At 62.9% G+C, this 21,325-nt stretch carries 18 protein-coding genes; 8 read left to right on the top strand and 10 right to left on the bottom strand.

Annotation, left to right across the window (positions count from 1 at the left end; genetic code table 11):
• Positions 1–177 precede the first annotated feature (177 nt).
• From NLY42_RS18675 to NLY42_RS18660, 4 genes are all read left to right on the top strand, one after another.
• A complete protein-coding gene (locus NLY42_RS18675) occupies positions 178–1,755 on the top strand; it encodes a trimethylamine methyltransferase family protein (RefSeq protein ID WP_023753424.1) in 1,578 nt (525 codons plus the stop codon).
• A gap of 73 nt (positions 1,756–1,828) precedes the next feature.
• Entirely contained in the window at positions 1,829–4,399 is a 2,571-nt protein-coding gene (locus NLY42_RS18670) for a GcvT family protein (RefSeq protein WP_023753425.1), read from the top strand.
• 44 nt (positions 4,400–4,443) lie between these two features.
• Positions 4,444–6,012: an ArnT family glycosyltransferase gene (locus NLY42_RS18665; RefSeq protein ID WP_023744719.1), complete on the top strand. Its 1,569-nt coding sequence runs from the start codon at positions 4,444–4,446 to the stop codon at positions 6,010–6,012.
• Positions 6,013–6,067: 55 nt separating this feature from the next.
• Positions 6,068–7,375, top strand: a complete 1,308-nt coding sequence (locus NLY42_RS18660; RefSeq protein WP_023753427.1) for a M24 family metallopeptidase — start codon at positions 6,068–6,070, stop codon at positions 7,373–7,375.
• Here NLY42_RS18660 and NLY42_RS18655 read toward each other — a convergent pair.
• Both NLY42_RS18655 and NLY42_RS18650 read right to left on the bottom strand, forming a co-directional pair.
• On the bottom strand, positions 7,340–8,167 hold the full coding sequence (locus tag NLY42_RS18655) for a phosphate/phosphite/phosphonate ABC transporter substrate-binding protein (RefSeq protein WP_023753428.1): 828 nt from the start codon (positions 8,165–8,167) through the stop codon (positions 7,340–7,342). The genes NLY42_RS18660 and NLY42_RS18655 overlap by 36 nt on opposite strands.
• Positions 8,168–8,258: 91 nt before the next feature.
• Positions 8,259–9,269: a fatty acid desaturase gene (locus NLY42_RS18650; protein WP_031244520.1), complete on the bottom strand. Its 1,011-nt coding sequence runs from the start codon at positions 9,267–9,269 to the stop codon at positions 8,259–8,261.
• Between the two features lie 224 nt (positions 9,270–9,493).
• On the opposite strand from NLY42_RS18650, the gene NLY42_RS18645 reads away from it, so the two are divergent.
• On the top strand, positions 9,494–10,351 hold the full coding sequence (locus tag NLY42_RS18645) for a helix-turn-helix domain-containing protein (protein ID WP_023681768.1): 858 nt from the start codon (positions 9,494–9,496) through the stop codon (positions 10,349–10,351).
• 114 nt (positions 10,352–10,465) lie between these two features.
• Positions 10,466–11,488, top strand: a complete 1,023-nt coding sequence (gene bmt / locus NLY42_RS18640; RefSeq protein WP_023725605.1) for a betaine--homocysteine S-methyltransferase — start codon at positions 10,466–10,468, stop codon at positions 11,486–11,488.
• 8 nt (positions 11,489–11,496) lie between these two features.
• Here bmt and NLY42_RS18635 read toward each other — a convergent pair whose 3' ends face one another.
• From NLY42_RS18635 to NLY42_RS18605, 7 genes are all read right to left on the bottom strand, one after another.
• Positions 11,497–11,763 (bottom strand): hypothetical protein, encoded by a 267-nt coding sequence (locus NLY42_RS18635; protein WP_023753429.1) that lies wholly within the window; start codon positions 11,761–11,763, stop codon positions 11,497–11,499.
• A 240-nt stretch (positions 11,764–12,003) separates the two neighbouring features.
• Entirely contained in the window at positions 12,004–14,115 is a 2,112-nt protein-coding gene (locus NLY42_RS18630; protein ID WP_023753430.1) for a vWA domain-containing protein, read from the bottom strand.
• Positions 14,116–14,117: 2 nt separating this feature from the next.
• Positions 14,118–14,678: an RNA polymerase sigma factor gene (locus tag NLY42_RS18625; RefSeq protein WP_023688122.1), complete on the bottom strand. Its 561-nt coding sequence runs from the start codon at positions 14,676–14,678 to the stop codon at positions 14,118–14,120.
• Positions 14,679–14,893: 215 nt separating this feature from the next.
• On the bottom strand, positions 14,894–16,072 hold the full coding sequence (locus NLY42_RS18620) for a BaiN/RdsA family NAD(P)/FAD-dependent oxidoreductase (RefSeq protein ID WP_023753431.1): 1,179 nt from the start codon (positions 16,070–16,072) through the stop codon (positions 14,894–14,896).
• A 95-nt stretch (positions 16,073–16,167) separates the two neighbouring features.
• Complete coding sequence (locus NLY42_RS18615; RefSeq protein ID WP_023753432.1) at positions 16,168–16,905, bottom strand: dienelactone hydrolase family protein; 738 nt, start codon at positions 16,903–16,905, stop codon at positions 16,168–16,170.
• Between the two features lie 104 nt (positions 16,906–17,009).
• The gene (locus tag NLY42_RS18610; protein WP_023691016.1) at positions 17,010–17,696 is read right to left on the bottom strand and encodes a hypothetical protein; all 687 of its coding nucleotides are present in this window, start codon (positions 17,694–17,696) and stop codon (positions 17,010–17,012) included.
• An 89-nt stretch (positions 17,697–17,785) separates the two neighbouring features.
• Entirely contained in the window at positions 17,786–19,360 is a 1,575-nt protein-coding gene (locus tag NLY42_RS18605; protein WP_023670403.1) for a trimethylamine methyltransferase family protein, read from the bottom strand.
• A gap of 262 nt (positions 19,361–19,622) precedes the next feature.
• Here NLY42_RS18605 and NLY42_RS18600 point away from each other — a divergent pair, with 262 nt between their 5' ends.
• The gene (locus tag NLY42_RS18600) at positions 19,623–20,321 is read left to right on the top strand and encodes a cobalamin B12-binding domain-containing protein (protein ID WP_023753433.1); all 699 of its coding nucleotides are present in this window, start codon (positions 19,623–19,625) and stop codon (positions 20,319–20,321) included.
• Between the two features lie 89 nt (positions 20,322–20,410).
• Here NLY42_RS18600 and NLY42_RS18595 read toward each other — a convergent pair whose 3' ends face one another.
• Positions 20,411–20,551, bottom strand: a complete 141-nt coding sequence (locus NLY42_RS18595; RefSeq protein ID WP_023670401.1) for an entericidin A/B family lipoprotein — start codon at positions 20,549–20,551, stop codon at positions 20,411–20,413.
• 65 nt (positions 20,552–20,616) lie between these two features.
• On the opposite strand from NLY42_RS18595, the gene NLY42_RS18590 reads away from it, so the two are divergent.
• Positions 20,617–21,246, top strand: a complete 630-nt coding sequence (locus tag NLY42_RS18590; protein WP_023753434.1) for a DUF1638 domain-containing protein — start codon at positions 20,617–20,619, stop codon at positions 21,244–21,246.
• Positions 21,247–21,325 lie beyond the last annotated feature (79 nt).

Below are 21,325 nucleotides of genomic sequence, written 5' to 3'. Positions count from 1 at the left end.
TTGCGCCAAGAGCCGCAGTGGGCGCGTCCTGTCCGCCAATCCCCGGCAAGGTTGTCAGCTATCGGACTGCCGTTCGGGCATGTCGCTTCCCTCGTCCTAGTGGTCGCCGCCTCCGCAATGGTCGGACAGCCGCCGGTCCATTATGCCGCCCGCTACCAGCATCGTACGAGGACCATCATGACCGCCGCCCTGCATCCAGCCGAACCGCCTTTGGCAACCGACCGTGCCCGTCGCGGTGGCCGTGCGGGCAAGCGCGCCGGCGGCTCGGCCGCCTTCGAACAGCCGGCTTTTCGGCAACTGAGAAATCCGCTGACGCCGACCAAGCTGGTCTCTGACGACGAGCTGGAATCGATCCACCTCGCCTCGCTGCGCGTCTTGAGGGAAATAGGCGTCGACGTGCTGCATGACGAAGCGCGCCGCATGATGAAGGAAAACGGCGCCGATGTCCGCGAGGGCAGCGAGCGCGTGCGCTTTGACAGCGACATGATCCTCGATCTCATCTCCAACTGCCCGTCGGAATTCACGCTCCATGCCCGCAACCCGGCGCACAATGTGCGCTTCGGCGGCAACAATGTGATCCTGTCGATGATGGCGTCGGCACCGAACTGCTCCGACCTCGATCGCGGCCGCCGTCCGGGCAACCAGCAGGACTACCGCAACTTCCTGCGTCTGGCGCAGATGCACAACATCCTGAACTGCACCGGCGGTTATCCGGTCGAGCCGACCGACATCCATCCTTCCGTGCGCCACCTTGAATGCATCCGCGACCTCGCCACGCTGACCGACAAGGTGTTCCACATCTATTCGCTCGGCAAGGAGCGCAATGTCGACGGCATCGAGATCGCCAGGATCGCCCGCGGCATCAGCCATGAGCAGATGCTCGAAGAGCCGTCCGTCTTCACCATCATCAACACCAATTCGCCGCTGAAACTGGATGTGCCGATGATGGAAGGCATCATCCAGATGTCGAGCAAGGGTCAGGTCGTCGTCATCACGCCCTTCACCCTGTCCGGCGCGATGGCGCCGGTGACCATCGCCGGTGCGCTGGTGCAGCAAAATGCCGAGGCGCTGTCCGGCATCGCCTTTGCCCAGATGGTGAGAAAGGGCGCGCCGGTTGGCTATGGCGGCTTCACCTCGAATGTCGACATGAAGTCGGGCTCGCCGGCCTTCGGCACGCCTGAATATATGAAGGCGCAGCTTGTCGGCGGCCAGCTTGCCCGCCGTTACAAGATCCCCTACCGCACCTCCAATACCTGCGCCGCCAACACCGTCGACGCGCAGGCAGCCTATGAAAGTGTGTTCTCGCTGTGGGGCGCCATCCAGGGCGGCGGCAATCTGATGATGCACGGGGCCGGCTGGCTCGAAGGCGGCCTGCGCTGTTCCTACGAGAAGACCATGCTGGACATCGACCTGTTGCAGATGGTGGCCGAGTTCCTCACTCCGCTCGACCTGTCCGACGAAGCGCTCGGCTTCGACGCCATCCAGTCGGTCGGCCCCGGCGGCCATTTCTTCGGCACCCAGCACACGCAGGACCGCTACAAGACAGCCTTCTACTCGCCCATCCTCTCCGACTGGCGCAATTTCGAGACCTGGGCCGAAGCCGGATCGCCGACCGCGCTGGAAAAGGCCAACAAGGTCTGGAAGGAGCGGCTGGCATCCTACGAGGAACCCTATATGGACCCGGCGATCCGTGAAGAGCTCAACGACTTCGTCGAAAAGCGCACGGCCGAAGGCGGCGCGCCGACCGATTTTTGATCGGCAAGCAACTGGCGGCATCCCGCCAACCGACACACCTGATTCAATTTACGCAAAAACGGACCTATCTCTCATGAAATCTCATGTAAAAGCGGTTGTCATTGGCGGCGGCGTCGTTGGCTGCTCGGTGCTCTATCACCTGGCCAAGGCCGGCTGGACCGACATCATGCTGATCGAGCGGTCCGAGCTCACCTCCGGCTCGTCCTGGCACGCAGCCGGCGGCTTCCACACGCTGAACGGCGATCCCAACGTCGCCAAACTGCAGGCCTATACGGTGCAGCTCTACAAGGAGATCGAGGAAATCTCCGGCCAGTCCTGCTCGCTGCATCTGACCGGCGGCGTGATGATGGCCGATACGCCCGAGCGCATGGATTTTCTGCGCCTGGCCCACGCCAAGGGCCGCTATCTCGGCATGGACACCGAGCTGATCACGCCCTCCGAAGCCAAGGCGATGTTCCCGCTGATGGACGAGACCAATTTCGTCGGCGCCATGTGGGATCCGGTCGAAGGCCATCTCGATCCCTCCGGCACGACGATCGCCTACTCCAAGGCGGCCAAGAAGCTGGGCGCCGAGATCGTGCTGCGCAACCGCGTCGTCGACTTGACGCAGGAAGTTGACGGCACCTGGAACGTCGTCACCGAACAGGGCACCGTCCACGCCGAGCATGTCGTCAACTGCGGCGGCCTGTGGGCGCGCGAGATCGGCCGCATGGTCGGCGTCGAACTGCCGGTGCTGGCCATGGAGCACATGTACCTGCTCACCGAGCCGATGCCCGAGGTCGAGGAATTCAACAAATCGACCGGCCGCGAGATGATCGGCGTGCTCGACTTCAAGGGCGAGATCTACACCCGCCAAGAGCGCAACGGCATCCTGCTCGGCACCTATGAAAATGCCTGCAAACCCTGGTCGCCGGTCAATACGCCGTGGGATTTCGGCCATGAACTGCTGCCGCCCGACCTCGACCGCATCGCGCCGTCGCTGGAGATCGGCTTCAAGCATTTCCCCGGCATCGAGAAAGCCGGCATCAAGCAGATCATCAACGGCCCCTTCACCTTCGCGCTCGACGGAAATCCGCTGGTCGGGCCGGTGCAGGGCCTGACCAATTTCTGGTGCGCCTGCGCCGTCATGGCCGGCTTCAGCCAGGGCGGCGGCGTCGGCCTCGCGCTGTCCAACTGGATGGTGCATGGCGATCCCGGCTTCGACGTCTGGGGCATGGATGTCGCCCGCTTCGGCGAGTGGGCCGGCCTGCGCTACACCAACGCAAAGGTGCGCGAAAACTATTCGCGCCGCTTCTCCATCCGCTTCCCCAATGAAGAGCTGCCGGCTGCGCGCCCTGCACAAACCACCCCGCTCTATGACACGATGCTCGCCAACAACGCCGTAATGGGCGATAGCTGGGGCCTGGAGACCCCGCTGTGGTTCGCGCCGAAGGGCAAGGAGCCGAAGGACGTCGTCTCCTTCCACCGCTCAAACGATTTCGGTCCTATCGGCGAGGAAGTGCGCGCCACGCGCGAACGCGTCGGCGTCACCGAAATCGCCAACTTCGCCAAATACGAAGTGTCGGGACCTGCGGCTGAGGATTTCCTCAACCGGCTGATGACCAACCGCATGCCGAAGATCGGCCGCATCGTGCTGACGCCGATGATCAACGAGTTCGGCAAGCTGATCGGCGACTTCACCATCGCCAAGGCAGGCGAAGACAGATTTATGATCTGGGGTTCGTCCGCCGCGCAGAAGTACCACATGCGCTGGTTCGAAAAGCACCTGCCGAAGGATGGTTCGGTGCGCATCCACCGCTTCGATCAGACGCTCGTCGGCCTGTCGATCGCCGGGCCGAAATCGCGCGATCTCTTGCAGAAGCTGGTCGATGTCGACATCTCGACCAAGGCGTTTCGCTTCATGGATTTCCGCGAAATGGCGGTCGGGGGCGCGCCCTGCATGGTCAACCGCATCACCTATACCGGTGATCTCGGCTATGAAATCTGGATGGCGCCGGCCTATGAGCGTCTGGTCTACAAGGCCATCAAGGACGCCGGCGAGGAGTTCGGCCTCGTCGATTTCGGCATGCGCGCTTTGCTCTCCATGCGCCTGGAGAAGAACTTCCCGACCTGGTACCGCGAGCTGCGGCCGATCTACGGCCCGTTCGAAGGCGGGATGGACCGCTTCATCAAGCTGGAGAAGAACGACTTCATCGGCCGCGAGGCCGCCGCCAAGGAACAGGCGGAAGGACCGAAACTGCGCCGTGTCTCCTTCATCATCGATGCGGCCGACGCCGATGTCATGGGCGACGAGCCGATCTGGGCCAAGGTCGGCAAGGACTATGGCACGGTGGAAAAGCCGCATGGCTATGGCGCGCCGCGCTTCGACATGGCGGGCAAGGAAGTGCGTGGCTCGAAGGCTGCCGAAGGCGCTTCCGCCGTGCGCGGCATCGTCGACGGCGACTGGCGCGTGGTCGGCTGGGTCACCTCGGGCGGTTACGCGCACTATGTGCAGAAATCGATGGCGCAGGGCTATGTGCCGGCGGCACTCGCCGAGGACGAAAGTGCCGGACTGCTCGAGATCGAGATCCTCGGCCACCGGCGTCCGGCGCGTATCAATGTCGAGGCGCCCTTCGACCCCAGCGGCGAGAAGATGCGGACCTGAAAAGGCGACAGGGAGCGTGAGATCGTGTAAGGGGCCTTCGGCAGTTGGCCGCAGGCATTTCCCTCGATGAGAAGACGATCCCCTTGCAGTATCTAGAGAAATGGACGGACTGGCTCGGCGAAGGCAAGGTCGGTCCCTTCAACGCCGCACTGGTCTGCGTCGCGGTCTATTGCGTCGTCCAGATCGTGGTGATGGCGCTGCTGTCCCATGTCGTGGGAACCGGTGTCGGCGTCGACGATTCCGAACAGCTGATGTACATGCGCTACCTCTGGGCTGGCTATGGCGGCTCGCAGCCGCCGCTCTACACCTGGCTCGCCCGCCTCGTCGCCGCCGTGGTCGGAACGAACATCCTCGCGCTCAAGATCGTGAAGTACCTACTGATCGGAGCGGCGCTGGCGTCGGTTTTCATCGCTGTCCGCCGCCTGGGCTATTCCAGCCGCGCTGGCGCCGCCGCATTGTTCGGCCTGCTGTTGTTTCCGCAGATGGTGTGGGAGATGCAGCACGCCCTCACCCACTCGATCGCCGCTTTCTGTTTTTCAGTGGTGCTGTTTCTTGCGCTCGTCGAACTGGTGCAGCGGCGTTCCCTGGCCACCTATGTGCTGTTTGGCGTGGCGATGGCCGCCGCCATCCTGTCGAAATACAACAACGCGATCTTTCTCGGCGCGCTGATCCTGTCCACCCTGTCGCTGCGCGAAACGCGCGGCGTCATCCTCAACCGCCGGTTTTCGATCAGCCTTGTCGTGGCGGTGCTGCTTTGCCTGCCGACGCTCTACTGGAACCTGACCTACACCGACCAGCTGCTGTCGCACAGCGGCGGCTTCGGCATGGGCAGAGGAGAAAGCGCCATACAAACCGCATTCTACGGAATGCGCGGACTGGGCAAGGCTATCCTGTATTTCGCCGTGTTGCCGGCCGGCATATTCGTCGCGGCTTTGCTCATCGCATGGAAAAAGCCGGCGCCGGCTCTGCAACCGGCGCCATGGACCGAGAAACTGGTGTGGCGCACCATCGCTTTTGCCCTGGCGATGACCATCGTGCTCGTCCTGGCGAGCGGGACGACGCAATTTCGCGATCGCTGGATGCTTCCCATTCTTGTGTTGCTGCCGGTCGCGCTGGCCTTGCGGATGGATGCCAGAGGCGACAAGGGAAGGAAGGTGCAGGACGTCGTCGTCTTTGTCGGCGCAACGCTTGCCATCCTCGTGCTGCCGGTGACCTGGTACACGCACCTCAATGGCGGCGACAGCCGCGGCAGCATCGTGCGTGTCGACTACCAGTCGCTCTATGGCCAGCTGACGGCAAACGGTCCGGTTCGCACGGCGATATCGAGCTGGCACTGGGTGGGAAATCTGCGTCTTGTCGATCCCGATCTGGTCGTGCTCGACGACGAGATGCCGGACTTCGGCCATTTGCTGATCGAGCCGGCGGTGCTCGTGATGGCCAATGACAAGGAACCTCCCGAGGGCATCCTGCGGGCCTTGAGCGAGGCCGGCTATGTCGCTGACGGCTCGCCGCAGCAGTTGGTCGTTCCGATGCTGTTCGACAGCGAGCCGCCCACCCGCACGCTGACGGTCACGCGGCTGAAGAAAGCGGCCGCGGGCGCAGCGCCACAGTAAGTCGGCAGGGAGGCGTCGGGTGGAGAAACAAGGGTTCGGTCGTCATCGCAAGATCATGCCGTTCGAGCCCGGCTCCGTCGAAGCCTTGCGCGAAACATCGCGCCAGAAGGCGGCGTCGCTGAACCAGCATGTGCTGGGCTATGGCGCGCTGGCTGAAGCCGAATGGCAAGCGGCAGGCATCGCCGCGCCCGATCTTGCCGCGATGCGCAAATACCGGCTCGAGCGCCTCCGCGCCGAACTGAGGCGCCGAAACTACGCCGGCGCGCTGCTCTACGACCCCGTCAACATCCGCTACGCCACCGATTCGACCAACATGCAGCTGTGGGTCGCGCACAATCCGACCCGCCACTGCTTCGTCGCCACTGAGGGACCCGTGGTGCTGTTCGACTATTTCTCCTGCGAGCATCTGTCCGATCATTCCGGCGTCGTCGACGAGGTGCGGCCGGCAGTGTCGTGGATGTATCTCTATGGCGGCGAGCTGACCGAGCACAAAGTCCGCCGCTGGGCGGCCGGCATCGCCGATCTGGTCAAGGAGCATGGCGGCGGCAACAGCCGCATTGCGGTCGACCACATCAACCCGGAAGGCGTCGAGGAACTCGCCCGGCTCGGCATTTCGATCGGCAATGGCGAAGCGGTGATGGAAAATGCGCGGCTGATCAAATCGCCGGACGAGATCCTCGCCATGCGCCGCGCAATCGTCGCTTGCGAAGCGGCGATGGGTGAAATGGAGAAGGCGCTGACGCCGGGCATTTCCGAAAACGAATTGTGGGCCGAACTCCACCGCGGCAACATTGCGCGCGGCGGCGAATGGATCGAAACCCGGCTGCTTGCCTCGGGGCCGCGCACCAATCCGTGGTTCCAGGAATGCTCGTCGCGGGTGATCGAGGAAGGCGACCTCGTCGCCTTCGACACCGACCTGATCGGTCCCTACGGCTTCTGCGCCGATCTCTCCCGCACCTGGCTTTGCGGTGACGCCAGGCCGTCGAACGAGCAGCGCGACCTGTTCCGCATCGCCGCCGACCAGATCGCCCAGAACACGCAATTGATGCAGCCCGGCATATCCTTTCGCGACCTGGTCGAACGCTCCGTGGTGCCGCCGGGAGATTGCTTCCCGACACGCTACGGCGTGCTCTATCACGGCGTCGGCCTGGCCGACGAGTACCCGACCCTGCCGCATGCAAGCGACTGGACGCCGGACACGCCCGACGGCGCGCTGGAGCCGGGAATGGTGCTGTGCGTGGAAAGCTATATCGGCCGTCTCGGCGGCCATGAGGGCGTCAAGATCGAGGAACAGATCCTGATCACCGCGACCGGTAACGAGCAGCTTTCAACCTACAAGCTGGATGCGAGGTTGCTCGGCTGATCCGGCAAGCGCCTCGCGCAGAGCCTTGAGCGTCTTTTCCGGCGTCGTCCTGGCGGTGATGTAGGGCAGGCCTTTGCGCCTTGCCGTCCAGCCGACGACCTTCACGGCGTTTGCCGCAGGTTCGAAACGCTGCGCCAGCGCCCAGCTCTCACAGTCGATGGCAGCTATATCCGCCTTGCCCTCGGCGACCGCGACGATCGAGCCGCGATGGCCACCGCTTTCGCTGCGCGAGGAAAAGATATCCAGGCTTTCGCCGGCGGCCTGCAGATCGCGCGCCAGTGCAATGATGCCCGACATCGAATCGAGGCTGTTGTAGGTAAAACTCTTGCCGCGCATCAGATCGAGCGGCAGCGAGGCTTTGCCATCCGCGGGCGAGCGAACCTCCGGTCCCTCGCCCGTCCGCATCACCAGCGCGCTCGAATAGAGTTCGCCTTCGCCGCCCTCGTAAGCGTCGTAGCTCGGCTGGCCGACCACCTGCACATGCTTGCTCAGGCCGAGTTCCATCGGCCCCCAGCAGGTCTGCGCGAACAGCAGCGCCGGATGCAGCCAAAGCTGGTGATGGTCGAGTTCGTCCGGCGGCAGTATCGCCGGATCGGGCGCGATCAGTCTGCCCTCGGCGTCGTGGATACCGCCCGGCACCGGCGGCAGGTCGCCATTGCGGCGCACGATTGTCTGCGGCCCATCGACGCCCTTGTGCCGAAAAGCATCGCGCAACGCTGCCCATTGCGCGTCGACCTCGTCGCGCACTTCGGGCCAGTCATACATCGGCAATGCCGCAACCAAATCACTCATGCCGACACTCAATCATCATGGCTCGGGAAAGGATCGCAAAAACGCGGCGTCCAATCAGAATTGGCCGACACGGGTTCGGGAAGTCCGGGGATTATTCCTTCGGCGGCTCGGCCGGAACCGGCGCGCTGCCAAGCCCGCTGATGCTGCGCGCCCTGATGCGCGGCTTGAACGCCCTGCCCGGCTCGGGCTGGCGGCGCAGCACCGGGTGCACGATCGGCTCCTTGGCCTTGAAGGCGTAGGCTTTGATCAGTGCGAAATAGTTCGGATAGGCGTAGCCATTGTTCATCCGCAGCCACTCGTCGCGGCGGTCGGCAAACACTTTTGGCAGCCTGTACCAGGCAACGGTCGGGGTCTTGTGGTGAACGAAGTGCAGATTGTTGTTGAGGAACAGGAACGACAGCGGCGAGCGCTCGATGATCACCGTGCGTCCTTCAGGGTGCTCGGACCACTGATGTTCGGCGAAAGTCCGGACCGCGATCAGCGACTGGCCGAGCCAGACCGGCACCAGAATGTAGAGCCATACCGGAATGCCGAAGCCGAACTGCACGATCGGCACCACGATGCCGAGGCCGATCGCATGCAGCAGCCATGCCTTGCCGATCACCTTATCGCCGGCAATCACATGCCTGGCGTCGTCGACGAAGAAACCGATGCAGGACAGCCAGGGGCCGAGAAAGAAACGGCCGGCCATGGTGTTGTTGATCTTGAGCAGGAATTTCATCGTCGGCGGCAGATCGTCATGCATCCACAACGCCTGGTAATAGCTCTCGGGATCGTCGAGCGGATCGGTCAGGCGCTCGTCGGCGTGGTGGCGCAAATGGAGCGTCTTGAAGCGACGGAACGGCCAGACCAGGCCGATCGGCAGGAAGACGAAGGCTTCGTTGATGAGCGCGCTGCGCGTCGGATGGCCATGCAGCACTTCGTGCATGATCGACGACTGCAAGGCCAGGATGAAGCCGAGGAGAAGAAGTGCCGGGATCGGATAAGAGGGCCAGAGCAGGAGCCCGGCAGCGAGCCACATTCCGTAACAGAAGAAAGCGAGCACCACGGTCGGCCACTCGATGGCGGCTGCGTCGCGTCGCTTGATGCGCTTGCCTGTCATGCTATCGACCACTGTCCCTCAGTCGCCGGAATTGGTTCCTGACAGCATAGTGTCAGGAGAAGCGATTCCGCTCAACGAGACAAAGTGTACAAAATGTTGCGATTGCGCATTTTCGACCGCAGATGTTATACATTGTAAACAACCCTACGGATTCATTTACGCTGGAAGTGCTGATTCGACGGCTCGGGCGCAAATTTTTCCTAAGAGAGTGCGGAGAACGAACAGTGGACAAACGGGACCTTTCGGCAATCTTCCGGGAGCGCCTGAAGCTGCTCCTGACACGGTCCGATCTCAACCAGTCAGCTTTCGCGTCAGCAGTCGGCATCGACCGGTCGGCGCTGTCGCAACTGATGTCCGGCGCCTCGACGCGCCTGCCACGCGCCGAAACGCTGCTCAACATCGCCGCCGAATTCAAGATCTCGCTGGACTGGCTGCTCGGCCTCTCCCAAGACGAAGGCGTCACCGGCGAAATCCGCGAAAGCCTGGAGATCGAAGAGGCGCCCGACGGCTTCGACCGCACGCTGCTCGCCAAATGGTTCGCGGAAGCCGCAGGCACCAAGATCCGCTATGTGCCGGCCGGCATTCCCGATCTCCTGCGCACACGCCAGCTGGTCGACTACGAAGCCAACATCACCAACCGCAGCCGTCTGGCGCAGGCCAGCGAGACGCAGTACCGCATCGAGTACAACCGGCGCCCTGAGACCGATATGGAGGTCTGCATGCCGCGCCACACGCTGGAGATTTTCGCCCGCGGCCTGGGCGTCTGGGACCGCTTTCCCGAGGCTGACCGCCGGCAGCAGCTTGCCCATATGGCGACGCTGCTTGACGATCTCTACCCCACCTTCCGCCTGTTCCTCTATGACGGCCGCATGCGCTATTCGATCCCGCTGACAATCTTCGGTCCCTACCGCGCCGCCATCTATGTCGGCGACATGTATGTCGTGCTGAACGCCACCCAGCCGGTCCAAGCGCTGACCCAGCATTTCGACAATCTGATCCGGGCCGCCGACATCAACCCGCATGAGGCCGCCGCCTACGCGCGCAATCTGGCCGGCGCGTCATTTCCATCGGGTTCTGCCTGATCCCCAACGCCCCGGAAAGGTGCGCCGCGCGGCATTGCCGGTCGCAAACACATTGACTGGACATAAAGACTTCTTTATATCCTTATTCCATTCAAATATCTGAAAGTCGATCCGATGACCGCGAACAATCCCATCGATGCTCTGCTGGCCGAAAAGGGCGTGCTGCTCGCCGATGGCGCCACCGGCACCAATCTGTTCGCCATGGGTCTGGAGGCCGGCGAAGCGCCCGAGTTGCTGAACGAGACAGCGCCCGACACCATCACCAGCCTGCACCAGAATTTCGTCGACGCCGGCGCCGATATCATCCTCACCAACTCGTTCGGCGGCACCCGCCACCGGCTGAAGCTGCATCATGCGCAGGACCGCGTGCATGCGTTGAACAAGCGCGCCGCAGAGATTGCCCGCGCGGTCGCCGACAAGGCCGACAGGAAAGTCATCGTCGCCGGCTCGGTCGGTCCGACCGGCGAGTTGCTGGTGCCGCTCGGCGCCATGACCTATGACGAAGCAGTCGAGGCTTTTGCCGAGCAGATCGAGGGTCTCAAGGAAGGCGGCGCCGAAGTCGCCTGGATCGAGACCATGTCTGCGCCGGACGAAATCCGCGCCGCGGCGGAGGCCGCCATCCGCGTCGGCCTGCCCTACACCTATACCGGTTCGTTCGACACTGCCGGCCGCACCATGATGGGCCTGCTGCCCAGGGATATCCACGGCGTCGTCGACGGACTTTCAGAGACACCGCTCGGTGTCGGCGCCAATTGCGGTGTCGGCGCCTCCGACATCCTGGCCTCGCTGCTCGACATGACCGAGGCGAAGCCGGAAGCGACGGTGATCGTCAAGGGCAATTGCGGCATTCCCGAATTTCGTGGCACCGAGATCCATTATTCCGGCACGCCGGAGCTGATGGCCGACTATGTCCGGCTGGCGGTGGATGGCGGCGCGAAGATCATCGGTGGCTGCTGCGGCACGTCGTTCCAGCACCTTGCCGCCATGCGCAAGGCGCTCGACGCGCACACCAAATCCGAACGCCCGACCGTCGCGGCGATCGTCGAGCGCATCGGTCCGATGCGCAACAAGGTGGCGACGGAAAACACCGCCGAGACCAGCGAAGCCCGCCGCGAACGCCGCCGCACCCGGGCCTGATATCGAACTTATTCGCTGTTTTCAGCGTAACGCGATAGCGCCGTCTTGAAATCCAGGGCGGTGCTGTCGGCGCTTTCATTCATCGTCACCAGGTCACCCGACGACTGCGGATTGCCGATCTGCTCCAGCATGACGCGAAAGCGGTCATTGGTCAGCGCCGACTTTGCGGTATTCCGGGCTGCGTCGACGTCATCCATGATGCGCCTGGATTCTGGCGACAGCGTTCCCGACGCCTGCGTGTGTCTCACCGCCGGCGTCGTGTTTCCAATGTTCATGATCTGCAATTCCCGGCTCCCCAAGCCCAGTCCCGACCCCATGCAATAATAGCAGGGCATTGCGATGACGTTCCGGAAAAGCTGCGCAATTTAACGATCAGGCGGATCATCTGTGCGCTTCGGATCAATCGATCCGAAAAAAGGCCGGCAGGGTTTCCCCCGCCGGCCTGCCTCACCCGCCCGTAGCCGGTTCCCCGTATCAGAACGACCCCCGTCTGAAAGGAACCGGCTGTATTGCCACTACCGGTTACCGCCGAGCGCCGAGGCAAGGCGCACAAGCGAAAGGAACTCGGACCTGTACCCAAACGGGTCGGCTCCTCGGGCGGCGGTGGCAATCTCCATGATCTTGTCGTAGCCGAACTTCGCGGTCGCATCCTCGTCGCGCAGCTTCTGGCCGAAGGCGGCGACAGCGACGGAGAAACGCTGGTCGGTGCTGGCCTGGTCGAAGGACGCGACCTCGTTGGCCGACGTCACCGGCGTGGTGATCAGCTTCGAGACGTCTTCGTTCGGCAGCTTGTAGCGGATTTTCACGAAGGCATATTCGTCGGCGTTGGCGACGCCGCCATTGTCGACCGCGGCCTGGCCGTAGCGCAGCGGATCCATCTGCTCGCCGCCACTGCCCTTCGGCGTGATCTCGTAGATGGCGGTCACCGAATGACCGGAGCCGATATCGCCGGCATCGACGCCGTCATTGTTGAAGTCCTCGCGGTTCAAGGCGCGGGTTTCATAGCCGATCAGCCGGTACTCCGAGACCTTGTCCGGATTGAACTCGACCTGGACCTTGACGTCCTTGGCGATGGTGAACAGCGTCGAGGAAGCATCCTCGACCAGAACCTTCTCGGCCTCGGCCAGCGTGTCGATATAGGCGGCGGTGCCGTTGCCGTTCTGGGCGATGGTCTGCATCATCTGGTCGTTCAGATTGCCGCGTCCAAAGCCGAACACCGACAGGAAGACGCCGGTCTTGCGCTCCTGCTCGATCAGTCGCTTCAGATCGTCGTCATCGGTCTGGCCGACATTGAAGTCGCCGTCCGTGGCCAGCATCACACGGTTGATGCCGTCCTTGACGAAGGACTGCTGGGCAAGCTTGTAGGCTTCCTTGATACCCGCCTCGCCGGCCGTCGAGCCGCCCGGCTGCAGATTGTCGATAGCGTTGAGGATCTTGTCCTTCTCGGTGACCTTGGTCGGCATCAGCACGGTGCCGGCGTCACCGGCATAGGTGACGATCGAGATGGTGTCGTCCGCCTTGAGCTTGCTGACCAGCAGCCGGAAAGCCGACTTGAGCAGCGGCAGCTTGTCCGGCTCATCCATCGAACCCGAGACGTCGATCAGGAACACCAGATTGGCCTTCGGCTGCTCGACCGGCTTGATGTCGAAGCCCTTGATGGCGACGTGCATCAGCTTGGTGTGCCCGTTCCACGGCGTCGGCATGACGCTGACGGTCGAATTGAACGGCGTCGAAGCCGAGTCCGGCCCCTTCCAGTCATAGGGGAAGTAATTGACCATCTCCTCGACGCGCACCGTGTCGGCCTGCGGCAGGTAGCCCTGCTTCAGCGAGCCGCGGACGAAGGAATAGGAAGCGGTGTCGACGTCGATCGAGAAGGTCGAGACCGGATCCTGAAGCGCTGCATGCACAGGATTGGTCTTGAAATCCTCGACGCGGTCGCGGTTTGGCTCCTGCGGCGCTATCTGGTCGGCCGGCATCGTCGAAGGCTGCGCCAGGTACTTGGATTCGGTCGCGCCGGCCATGCGGTCGACCCGCGCGCCGCCGGCCGGGGCAGCGGTGCCGTCAAGCGACAACTCGCGGCTCTCAACTGGCGCAGGCTCGGCCAACACGCCGCGTCCCAGCGCATCCTGCTGCGCCGGGGCGACAGCAACGGTCGATTCGGGCTTCGGCGACGCGGGTGGCGTAAGCGGCGTAGTGGTGTCGCGGCTTCGCACATCGGCGTCGGCCTTCTTGTCGCCTTCAGGCGCCTGCTTTTCTTTTACCGGCGCGTTGATCGCCGGCCCATTGGTTGCCGGCTTGTCGGCCAGCGTCTCGGTGATCTTCTCGTCGCTACCGAACGGCAACGGCTGTTCCCTCAGCATGTGGAAGGTGGCGTATCCGGCGATCGGCAGGGCGACGAGCCCGGCAATGGCTGGCGTGGCGATGAGTTTCTTTTGCATGATCTCGCTCCAGAGCTTTTGTGCTCGCTCTGTGAGACGAAGCCCGCCGACCGATCCTTGGGTGACGGCAGAAATATTTTCCTGATCATAGGCGCGCATGGCGGCTTCGAAGGCGCGTGTCTTCGCGCTCTCGCCCGGCGCAGGTACTGCTGCATCGCGCAGCCTGTTGAGTTCGTTGTCGTCGACCATGGTCACACTTCCCCGGCTGAACGAATCAACGTCTTCAGCCGTTTCTTCGCTTCATGGATGTGCCAGGAAACCGTCGTCTCCGAGATTGCCATCGCCTCGGCGGCGGCCGCATGGCTCAACCCTTCGCCATAGACCAGAAGTACTGCATCGCGCTGCTTGTCCGGCAGTTGCCGCACCGCTGCCCAGAGCGCCTCAGTCGGATCTTCGGGCTCGGCGGATGCCTCTCCCGATATCATGCTGTAGGCGCCGAAAGCCTCGGTCTTGACGTTTTCGCGCGTCGTCTTGCGCATCATGTCGCGCGCCGCGTTCAGCGTCACGGAATAGAGCCATGTCGTAAACGCGCCGCCGCCGCGGTAGTCGCGGATCGCCTTGCCGAGACGGACACAGACCTCCTGGGCGATGTCTTCGGCATCGGCCTTCTTTCCGCACCAGCGATAGGCGGCGCGATAGACGAAGTCGTAGTGCCGCTCCAGCAATTTGCCGAAGGCACCCCTGTCTCCGCCCTTCGCCCGCCCGATCAATTCGGCGTCGGAGGCTTCGCTTTCATCCAGCATCATCGCCATCATTTGCCTGTTGGACGAAGGCTAATGGCCAATCCTTGGGGTTATGGAAAGATTTTTTTCCGAGGCGACGGATGCACGCGCAACAGGTGCGCTGAGATTCAGGTGAGGCCGAGCCGAAAACGATGGATTTCGAGAACCGGAGTGGAGCGTACTTTTGGTACGCGAGCACCGGAAGCACTGAAAGCCGTCGTTTGCAGGCCGGCCTCACCTGAATATCAGCACACCTGGCCCGAGGCCCAGCCGGACGACCAAGCCCACTGAAAATTATAGCCGCCCAGCCAGCCCGTGACATCGACGACTTCGCCGATGAAAAACAGCCCCGGCACGGATTTCGCCTGCATCGTCTTCTGATCGAGCCCGTTGGTATCGACACCGCCAAGCGTCACTTCCGCCGTGCGGTAACCCTCGGAGCCGGCCGGCTTGATGCGCCAGTCGTTGACGGCGGCTTCGACGGTTTTCATTTGCAGGTCTGTCAAATCAGCGAGATTGCCATCGATCCCACTGCGCTCGGCGACTGCTTGCGCAAGGCGCTTCGGCAAATGGTTTGCAAGCACCGTCTGCACCGCTTGCCTGCCGTTGACGCGCCGGGCGGCGCGAAGCAGTTCCGCCACATCCCTCCCCGGCAGCATGGCGATGCGGATCTCGTCGCCCTCGCGCCAATAGGACGATATTTGCAGGATGGAAGGCCCGCTCAAGCCGCGATGCGTAAACAGCATCGCTTCTGAAAACCGCGTCTTGCCGCAGGCGACTTCGGCATCGACGGCATTGCCGGCCAAAGGCGCCAGCCGCTCCAGCGTTCTTGCGTCGAAGGTAAGCGGCACCAGCGCCGGCCGTGTTTCCACCACCGGAAGGCCGAATTGCGCCGCAAGCTCGTAGCCGAAACCGGACGCGCCCATTTTGGGGATCGACTTGCCCCCGCAAGCCACGACTAACGAGCTGCAAGCGACGCTGCCAGCGGAGAGCGTCAGCACAAACCCGTCCGCGGTCTTGCTGACGTTCCTCACCTCGGTCGACAACGCCAGTTCCACACCCCAATCCTGCATGTCGGAAACCAGCATGTCGATGACCTGGCGCGCCGAGCCGTCGCAAAACAGCTGTCCCAGCGTCTTCTCGTGATAGGCAATGCCATGGCGTTCGACGAGCGCGATGAAGTCGCCTTGCGTGTAGCGGCTGAGCGCCGAAATGCAGAAATGCGGATTGCCGGAGATGAAATTCTTCGGGCTGGTGTGGATGTTGGTGAAATTGCAGCGGCCACCGCCGGAGATGCGGATCTTCTCGCCGGGCTTTGCCGCGTGATCGAGCACCAGGACCGAGCGGCCGCGCTTGCCCGCCTCGATGGCGCACATCATTCCGGCCGCACCGGCGCCGATCACCACGACATCATAGGATTGCATCAGGCTGTTCGTTCCCGCTCGACTGGCGCTGTTTTAACAGGCCGCGCCAATCGTGCAGTCTCTACCCGTTCGTTGCGACTTCAGGCAACGCCTCGTTAGATCAGCGTCTCGGCGAACAGCGTCGTCAGTCGCTTCCAATGACGTTCGGCGCCGGCCGCGTTGAAGACGCAGTGGTCCGACACGCACCAGCCATGCGCCATGCCGGCATAGTTTTCGATGGCGTGGTCGACCTCCGCCACGCGCAGCGCCTCGACCAGCCGCGCCGACTGCTCCGGCGGAAAGCTGCGGTCGACGCCCGATGTCCCGACATAGACGCGCGCCTTGATCATTGCGGCCTTGCGGTGCGGGCTGTCGGCGGCATCGCTGGCCAGATTGCCGCCATGGAAGCTCGCCGCCGCCACGATGCGATCGGGATAGGTTGCAGCCGCATTCAAAGCCCGCGCCCCGCCCATGCAGTAACCGACGACACCGACCGGTCCGGTGACACCTTCAGCGGTAAGCGTGTCGAGGAACGCCCTGCTGTCGCGGATGGTCATGTCCTGTGTCGTGCCGTGGACCAACGCCGTCAGCGCGACCTTGGTCTCCTCGACGACGAAAGCGGTCTTGGGCTCGAACGGCCCGTAGGGTGCTTTGCGATAGAAAAGATCCGGCACCAGCACGGCATAGCCCTCGCCTGCCAGCCGTTCCGCCATTGCGTCGAGCGCCGGTCGCGGACCGAAAGCGTCCATATAGAGAATGATGCCGGCCCTGGACGAGGAAGCGGTCGCCGAGCGGAACAGCCCGGCTTTCGCCACGCCGTCCCCGGTCTTGATCTCAATGTCCTGCTTCGCCATGGCCCGCTCCGTTAAATGTCGTGCGATACATATAAGCAGGCACCGTCAGGGCAAGCCGTTCCCTGACAATCCCGTTCAACACTTTGTGCGGGCTTTCGACCCGGCTACAGGCCGGCAAACGCCGTCATGTGAAAGGCCTGAACCTCAGGCGGATAGCGATGGGCCGTGCCATACGGACAGGCGTTGCGGTCGAGGCAGCCGCCGCCGCGGCATGGTTCGCCCTTCGATCCCCGCACATGCGCCAGGCAAGCCTGATGAGCGAAACCATCCGCGGAATAGGCGTCAACCGGACAGGATTTCAGGCAAGGTTTTGCAACACAGGCGTCGCAAAGGTGAATCGCTTCGCGACGTTCAGGAAGCGCGATCTCATCCTCGAACAGCAACGCGCCGCGATAGGCATGCCAGAGCCCGTACTGCGGATGCATCAGGATGCCCAGCGGCGACGGTCTCAGCCCCTCCGCTCGCATCGCCCATTGCTGGAACGGCAGATAAGGTCTGTCCGAAGGCGAAACGGCGCGCGCGCCGAATTTCTCCGCCACCGCACCGATCACTGCGCGCGACCATGTGTCGAGCGGATTAGCAATGGTTTGCGGTTGCCGGTCGCGCCAGCGCAGGAAATGCGGCCAGGGTGCCGCTCCCGCCTGCCCCACCAACAGCACGGATTTGGCGGGGGCAACTGAAGGGCCATGCGGCGGCGTTTCGCTTGTTGCGAAATTGAAGCCGCCGCGCAGGATGAGGCCGTCGGCGGAAAGCGCGGCCGCTATCTCGTCAGCCCGGCGCCGCGCAATCATCCCTTCTTGTCCGGGTCGGAGAAAGCGCTCCGCCAGACTTCCTTGTGGATGATGTTGGCGACTTTAGCCCCGCCTGACTCGGGCTCCTTTCAGGTGAAGGCGTCAGCCATCGACGCCTTCTTCGTCGCGATGTAGTCCTTCAGCCCGTCGTCGATGCCCGGATCGAGATACGGCGCCTCATAGGTCTCCAGCCAGCGGCGGGCGAGTTCGTTGGCGCGCTGCGGCGCTGTCTTCTCGCCCTCGGCCAGCCACTGCTCGTAGGAATTGTTGTCGGCGATGCTGGAGCGGTAGAAGGCGGTCTGGAAATTGGCCTGGGTGTGGTCGCAGCCGAGATAGTGGCTGCCCGGGCCGACCTGGCGGATGGCGTCCATCGCCTGGCCGTTTTCCGAGAGGTCGACGCCTTCGGAAAACTTTTGCGTCATGCCGAGCTGATCGATGTCCATCATGAATTTTTCGTAGCAGGACGCCAGTCCGCCTTCGAGCCAGCCGGCCGAATGCAGGACGAAATTGGTGCCGGCAAGAATGGTCGAGTTGAGCGTGTTGGCGCTCTCGTAGGCGGCCTGCGCATCCGGAACCTTGGAGGCGCAGAGCGAGCCGCCGGTGCGGAACGGCAGACCGAGCCGGCGGGCAAGCTGTGCGGCGCCGTAGGAAACCAGCGACGGCTCCGGTGTGCCGAAGGTCGGCGCACCAGACTGCATGGAGATCGACGAGGCGAAGGTGCCGAACAGCACCGGCGCGCCGGGACGGATCAACTGCGTGAAAGAGGCGCCGGCCAGCACCTCTGCCAGAACCTGCGTCAGCGTGCCGGCCACCGTGACCGGGCTCATCGCGCCGGCAAGGATGAACGGCGTGACGATGCAAGCCTGGTTGTGACGCGAATAAACCTTCAGCGCGCCCAGCATGGTTTCGTCGAACACCATCGGCGAATTGGCGTTGATCAGGCTGGTCAGCACGGTGTTGTTTTCGACGAAATCGTCGCCGAACACGATCTTGGCCATGGCGACGGTGTCTTCGGCCCGCTCTGGCGCCGTCACCGAACCCATGAACGGTTTGTCCGAATATTTGATGTGGCTGTAGATCATGTCGAGATGGCGTTTGTTGACCGGCACGTCGACCGGCTCGCAAACCGTGCCGCCCGAATGGTGAATCGACGGCGCCATATAGGCGAGCTTCACGAAATTCCGGAAATCCTCGATCGTCGCGTAGCGCCTGACACCGTCGAGATCGCGCACGAAGGGCGGACCATAGACCGGCGCGAAGACGGTGGCGTTGCCGCCGATCTGCACCGAACGTTCGGCGTTGCGCGCATGCTGGGTGTAGATGGGCGGCGCGGTCTTCAGCAGCGAGCGGCAGAGGCCCTTGGGAAAATGCACGCGCTCGCCCTTGACGTCGGCGCCCGCCTCTTTCCAAAGCTGCAGCGCCTCGGCGTCGTCGCGAAAGATGATGCCGATCTCTTCCAGCACCGTATCGGTGTTGTTTTCGATAATCGCCAGGCCTTCCTCGTTGAGGACCTCATAGATGTTGATCTTGCGCTTGATATAGGTGAGCTGGGTGCCCGGTCCGCCGCCCGAGCGCGCCGCCCGCCTTGCAGCCGCGCCGCCGCTGGCAGCACGTCCACGTCGCGCATTGGACGCTTCCTGGTCGACTGACGCGTTTTCACTCATGATCGTTTTTTCCCTAAAAACCGTTTGCGGCCGCGTATGGCGGCTTCTCGCCCGGATCGTAGTCATGCACCCTATTCGAAACGGCCCGCCAGCGCCAACGCCTGTCGCAAAATCGACAAGAATTCCAATAGATTTGCGGTCGCTTTCCTTTTGCGGGAAGTCGCAAATCAGCTATGGATACCTGCCCCTGCCGGGTTAGGTATTGACGCGATTATTTTAAGCCGCCGTGATCGCATCCGCGCGGCAAGGAGCCCGAGAAAAAATGGCCGACGACGAGATCATCCTCTCCGAGCTTTCCGACGACGAGTTGGTGCAGCAGATGCACGACGATCTCTATGACGGGCTGAAGGAAGAGATCGAGGAAGGCACCAACATCCTGCTCGAGCGCGGCTGGGCGCCCTACAAGGTGCTGACCGAAGCTCTGGTCGAAGGCATGCGCATCGTCGGCGAGGACTTTCGCGACGGCATCCTGTTCGTTCCCGAGGTGCTGCTGTCGGCCAACGCCATGAAGGCCGGCATGTTCATCCTGCGCCCGCTGCTGGCCGCCACCGGCGCGCCGAAGCAGGGCAAGATGGTGATCGGCACCGTCAAGGGCGACATCCACGACATCGGCAAGAACCTCGTCGGCATGATGATGGAAGGTGCCGGCTTCGACGTCATCGATCTCGGCATCAACAATGCGGTGGAAAAATACCTCGACGCCATCGAGCAGCACCAGCCCGACATTATCGGCATGTCGGCGCTTTTGACCACGACCATGCCCTACATGAAGGTCGTCATCGACACGATGAAGGAAAAGGGCATCCGCGACGACTATGTCGTCCTGGTCGGCGGCGCGCCGCTCAACGAGGAATTCGGCAAGGCCGTCGGCGCCGATGCCTATTGCCGCGACGCGGCTGTGGCGGTCGAGACCGCCAAGGACTTCATGAAGCGCAAGCATAATATGCGCGCTTCAGCCTGATCTCTTCCGCAAGGCGTCTGGCCCACAATCGAAAGCCGCGCCTTGCAGCGCGGCTTTTTTGTTCCCAGCTATTGGAACGGATGGCTGCGTCAGGGTTTGGTGACGGTGTCGTCGACGGCTTTCGCAGTCGATTTGATATCCCGGCCGACACCACGGACGGTGTTGGCACAGGCCGTAAGCGCCAGGACGCAGGCAAGGATTGCAATCGGCGCAACGCGTAACAGTTTCATGGACGGTTTATCCCTCTCTCGATAGATTCGCCCCACAGCAACGAAGGCCGCTTCGACCGGGTTCCATGGCCAGAATGCAAAAAACGAAACCGAATCAGGACGACAGGCTGCTGGTCATCGCCTGTGGAATGATTGCGCGCGAAGTTTTGGCCGTCAAGGAGCAGCTCAAGCTCGACCATCTCGACCTGACCTGCCTGCCGGCGGAGTTCCATTTCTACCCCGACCGCATCGCACCGGCGATGGACAAGGCGATCGAAAAGGCCAAGGCGGAAGGCTATAGCAACATCTTCGTTGGCTATGCCGATTGCGGTACCGGCGGCATGCTCGACCGGGTTCTGGAGAAGCACGGCGTCGAACGCATGGCCGGGCCGCACTGCTTTGCCTTCTACCAGGGCATGGACGCCTATGCGAAGGTCGCCGACGCCGACATGATGTCGTTCTACATGACCGATTTCCTGTGCCGCCAGTTCGACGCCTTCTTCATGAAGCCGCTCGGCCTCGACAAGCACCCGGAGCTGATCAAGGACTATTTCGGCAACTACCAGAAGCTGATCTACATCGCCCAGACCGACGATCCGGAACTCGACAAGGTCGCCGAGAAGGCCGCGAAGATGCTTGGCCTCGCCTATGAGCGCCGCTCGACGGGCTATGGCGACCTGACGGCCGGGCTGGCGCAGGCCGCCGCCCACGCCTGAAGCGGTTCTTGAGCCGGGACGCTGTCGAGAACAGATGACAGGCCGCCGCGAATGGTTAAGTTGTGAGCCATAAGCAAAC

This window comes from Mesorhizobium sp. C372A, from assembly GCF_030323245.1.
GTDB lineage: Bacteria > Pseudomonadota > Alphaproteobacteria > Rhizobiales > Rhizobiaceae > Mesorhizobium.
This window is presented reverse-complemented; position numbering and strand designations above follow the sequence as displayed.

Excerpts from the sequence above, each read along its gene's own strand:
- NLY42_RS18675 (WP_023753424.1), top strand. The coding sequence starts at position 178 with ATGACCGCCGCCCTGCATCCAGCCGAACCGCCTTTGGCAACCGACCGT.
- NLY42_RS18670 (WP_023753425.1), top strand. The coding sequence starts at position 1,829 with ATGAAATCTCATGTAAAAGCGGTTGTCATTGGCGGCGGCGTCGTTGGC.
- NLY42_RS18660 (WP_023753427.1), top strand. The coding sequence starts at position 6,068 with ATGCCGTTCGAGCCCGGCTCCGTCGAAGCCTTGCGCGAAACATCGCGC.
- NLY42_RS18655 (WP_023753428.1), bottom strand. The coding sequence starts at position 8,167 with ATGAGTGATTTGGTTGCGGCATTGCCGATGTATGACTGGCCCGAAGTG.
- NLY42_RS18650 (WP_031244520.1), bottom strand. The coding sequence starts at position 9,269 with ATGACAGGCAAGCGCATCAAGCGACGCGACGCAGCCGCCATCGAGTGG.
- bmt (WP_023725605.1), top strand. The coding sequence starts at position 10,466 with ATGACCGCGAACAATCCCATCGATGCTCTGCTGGCCGAAAAGGGCGTG.
- NLY42_RS18635 (WP_023753429.1), bottom strand. The coding sequence starts at position 11,763 with ATGAACATTGGAAACACGACGCCGGCGGTGAGACACACGCAGGCGTCG.
- NLY42_RS18630 (WP_023753430.1), bottom strand. The coding sequence starts at position 14,115 with ATGGTCGACGACAACGAACTCAACAGGCTGCGCGATGCAGCAGTACCT.
- NLY42_RS18625 (WP_023688122.1), bottom strand. The coding sequence starts at position 14,678 with ATGGCGATGATGCTGGATGAAAGCGAAGCCTCCGACGCCGAATTGATC.
- NLY42_RS18620 (WP_023753431.1), bottom strand. The coding sequence starts at position 16,072 with ATGCAATCCTATGATGTCGTGGTGATCGGCGCCGGTGCGGCCGGAATG.
- NLY42_RS18615 (WP_023753432.1), bottom strand. The coding sequence starts at position 16,905 with ATGGCGAAGCAGGACATTGAGATCAAGACCGGGGACGGCGTGGCGAAA.
- NLY42_RS18610 (WP_023691016.1), bottom strand. The coding sequence starts at position 17,696 with ATGATTGCGCGGCGCCGGGCTGACGAGATAGCGGCCGCGCTTTCCGCC.
- NLY42_RS18605 (WP_023670403.1), bottom strand. The coding sequence starts at position 19,360 with ATGAGTGAAAACGCGTCAGTCGACCAGGAAGCGTCCAATGCGCGACGT.
- NLY42_RS18600 (WP_023753433.1), top strand. The coding sequence starts at position 19,623 with ATGGCCGACGACGAGATCATCCTCTCCGAGCTTTCCGACGACGAGTTG.
- NLY42_RS18595 (WP_023670401.1), bottom strand. The coding sequence starts at position 20,551 with ATGAAACTGTTACGCGTTGCGCCGATTGCAATCCTTGCCTGCGTCCTG.
- NLY42_RS18590 (WP_023753434.1), top strand. The coding sequence starts at position 20,617 with ATGGCCAGAATGCAAAAAACGAAACCGAATCAGGACGACAGGCTGCTG.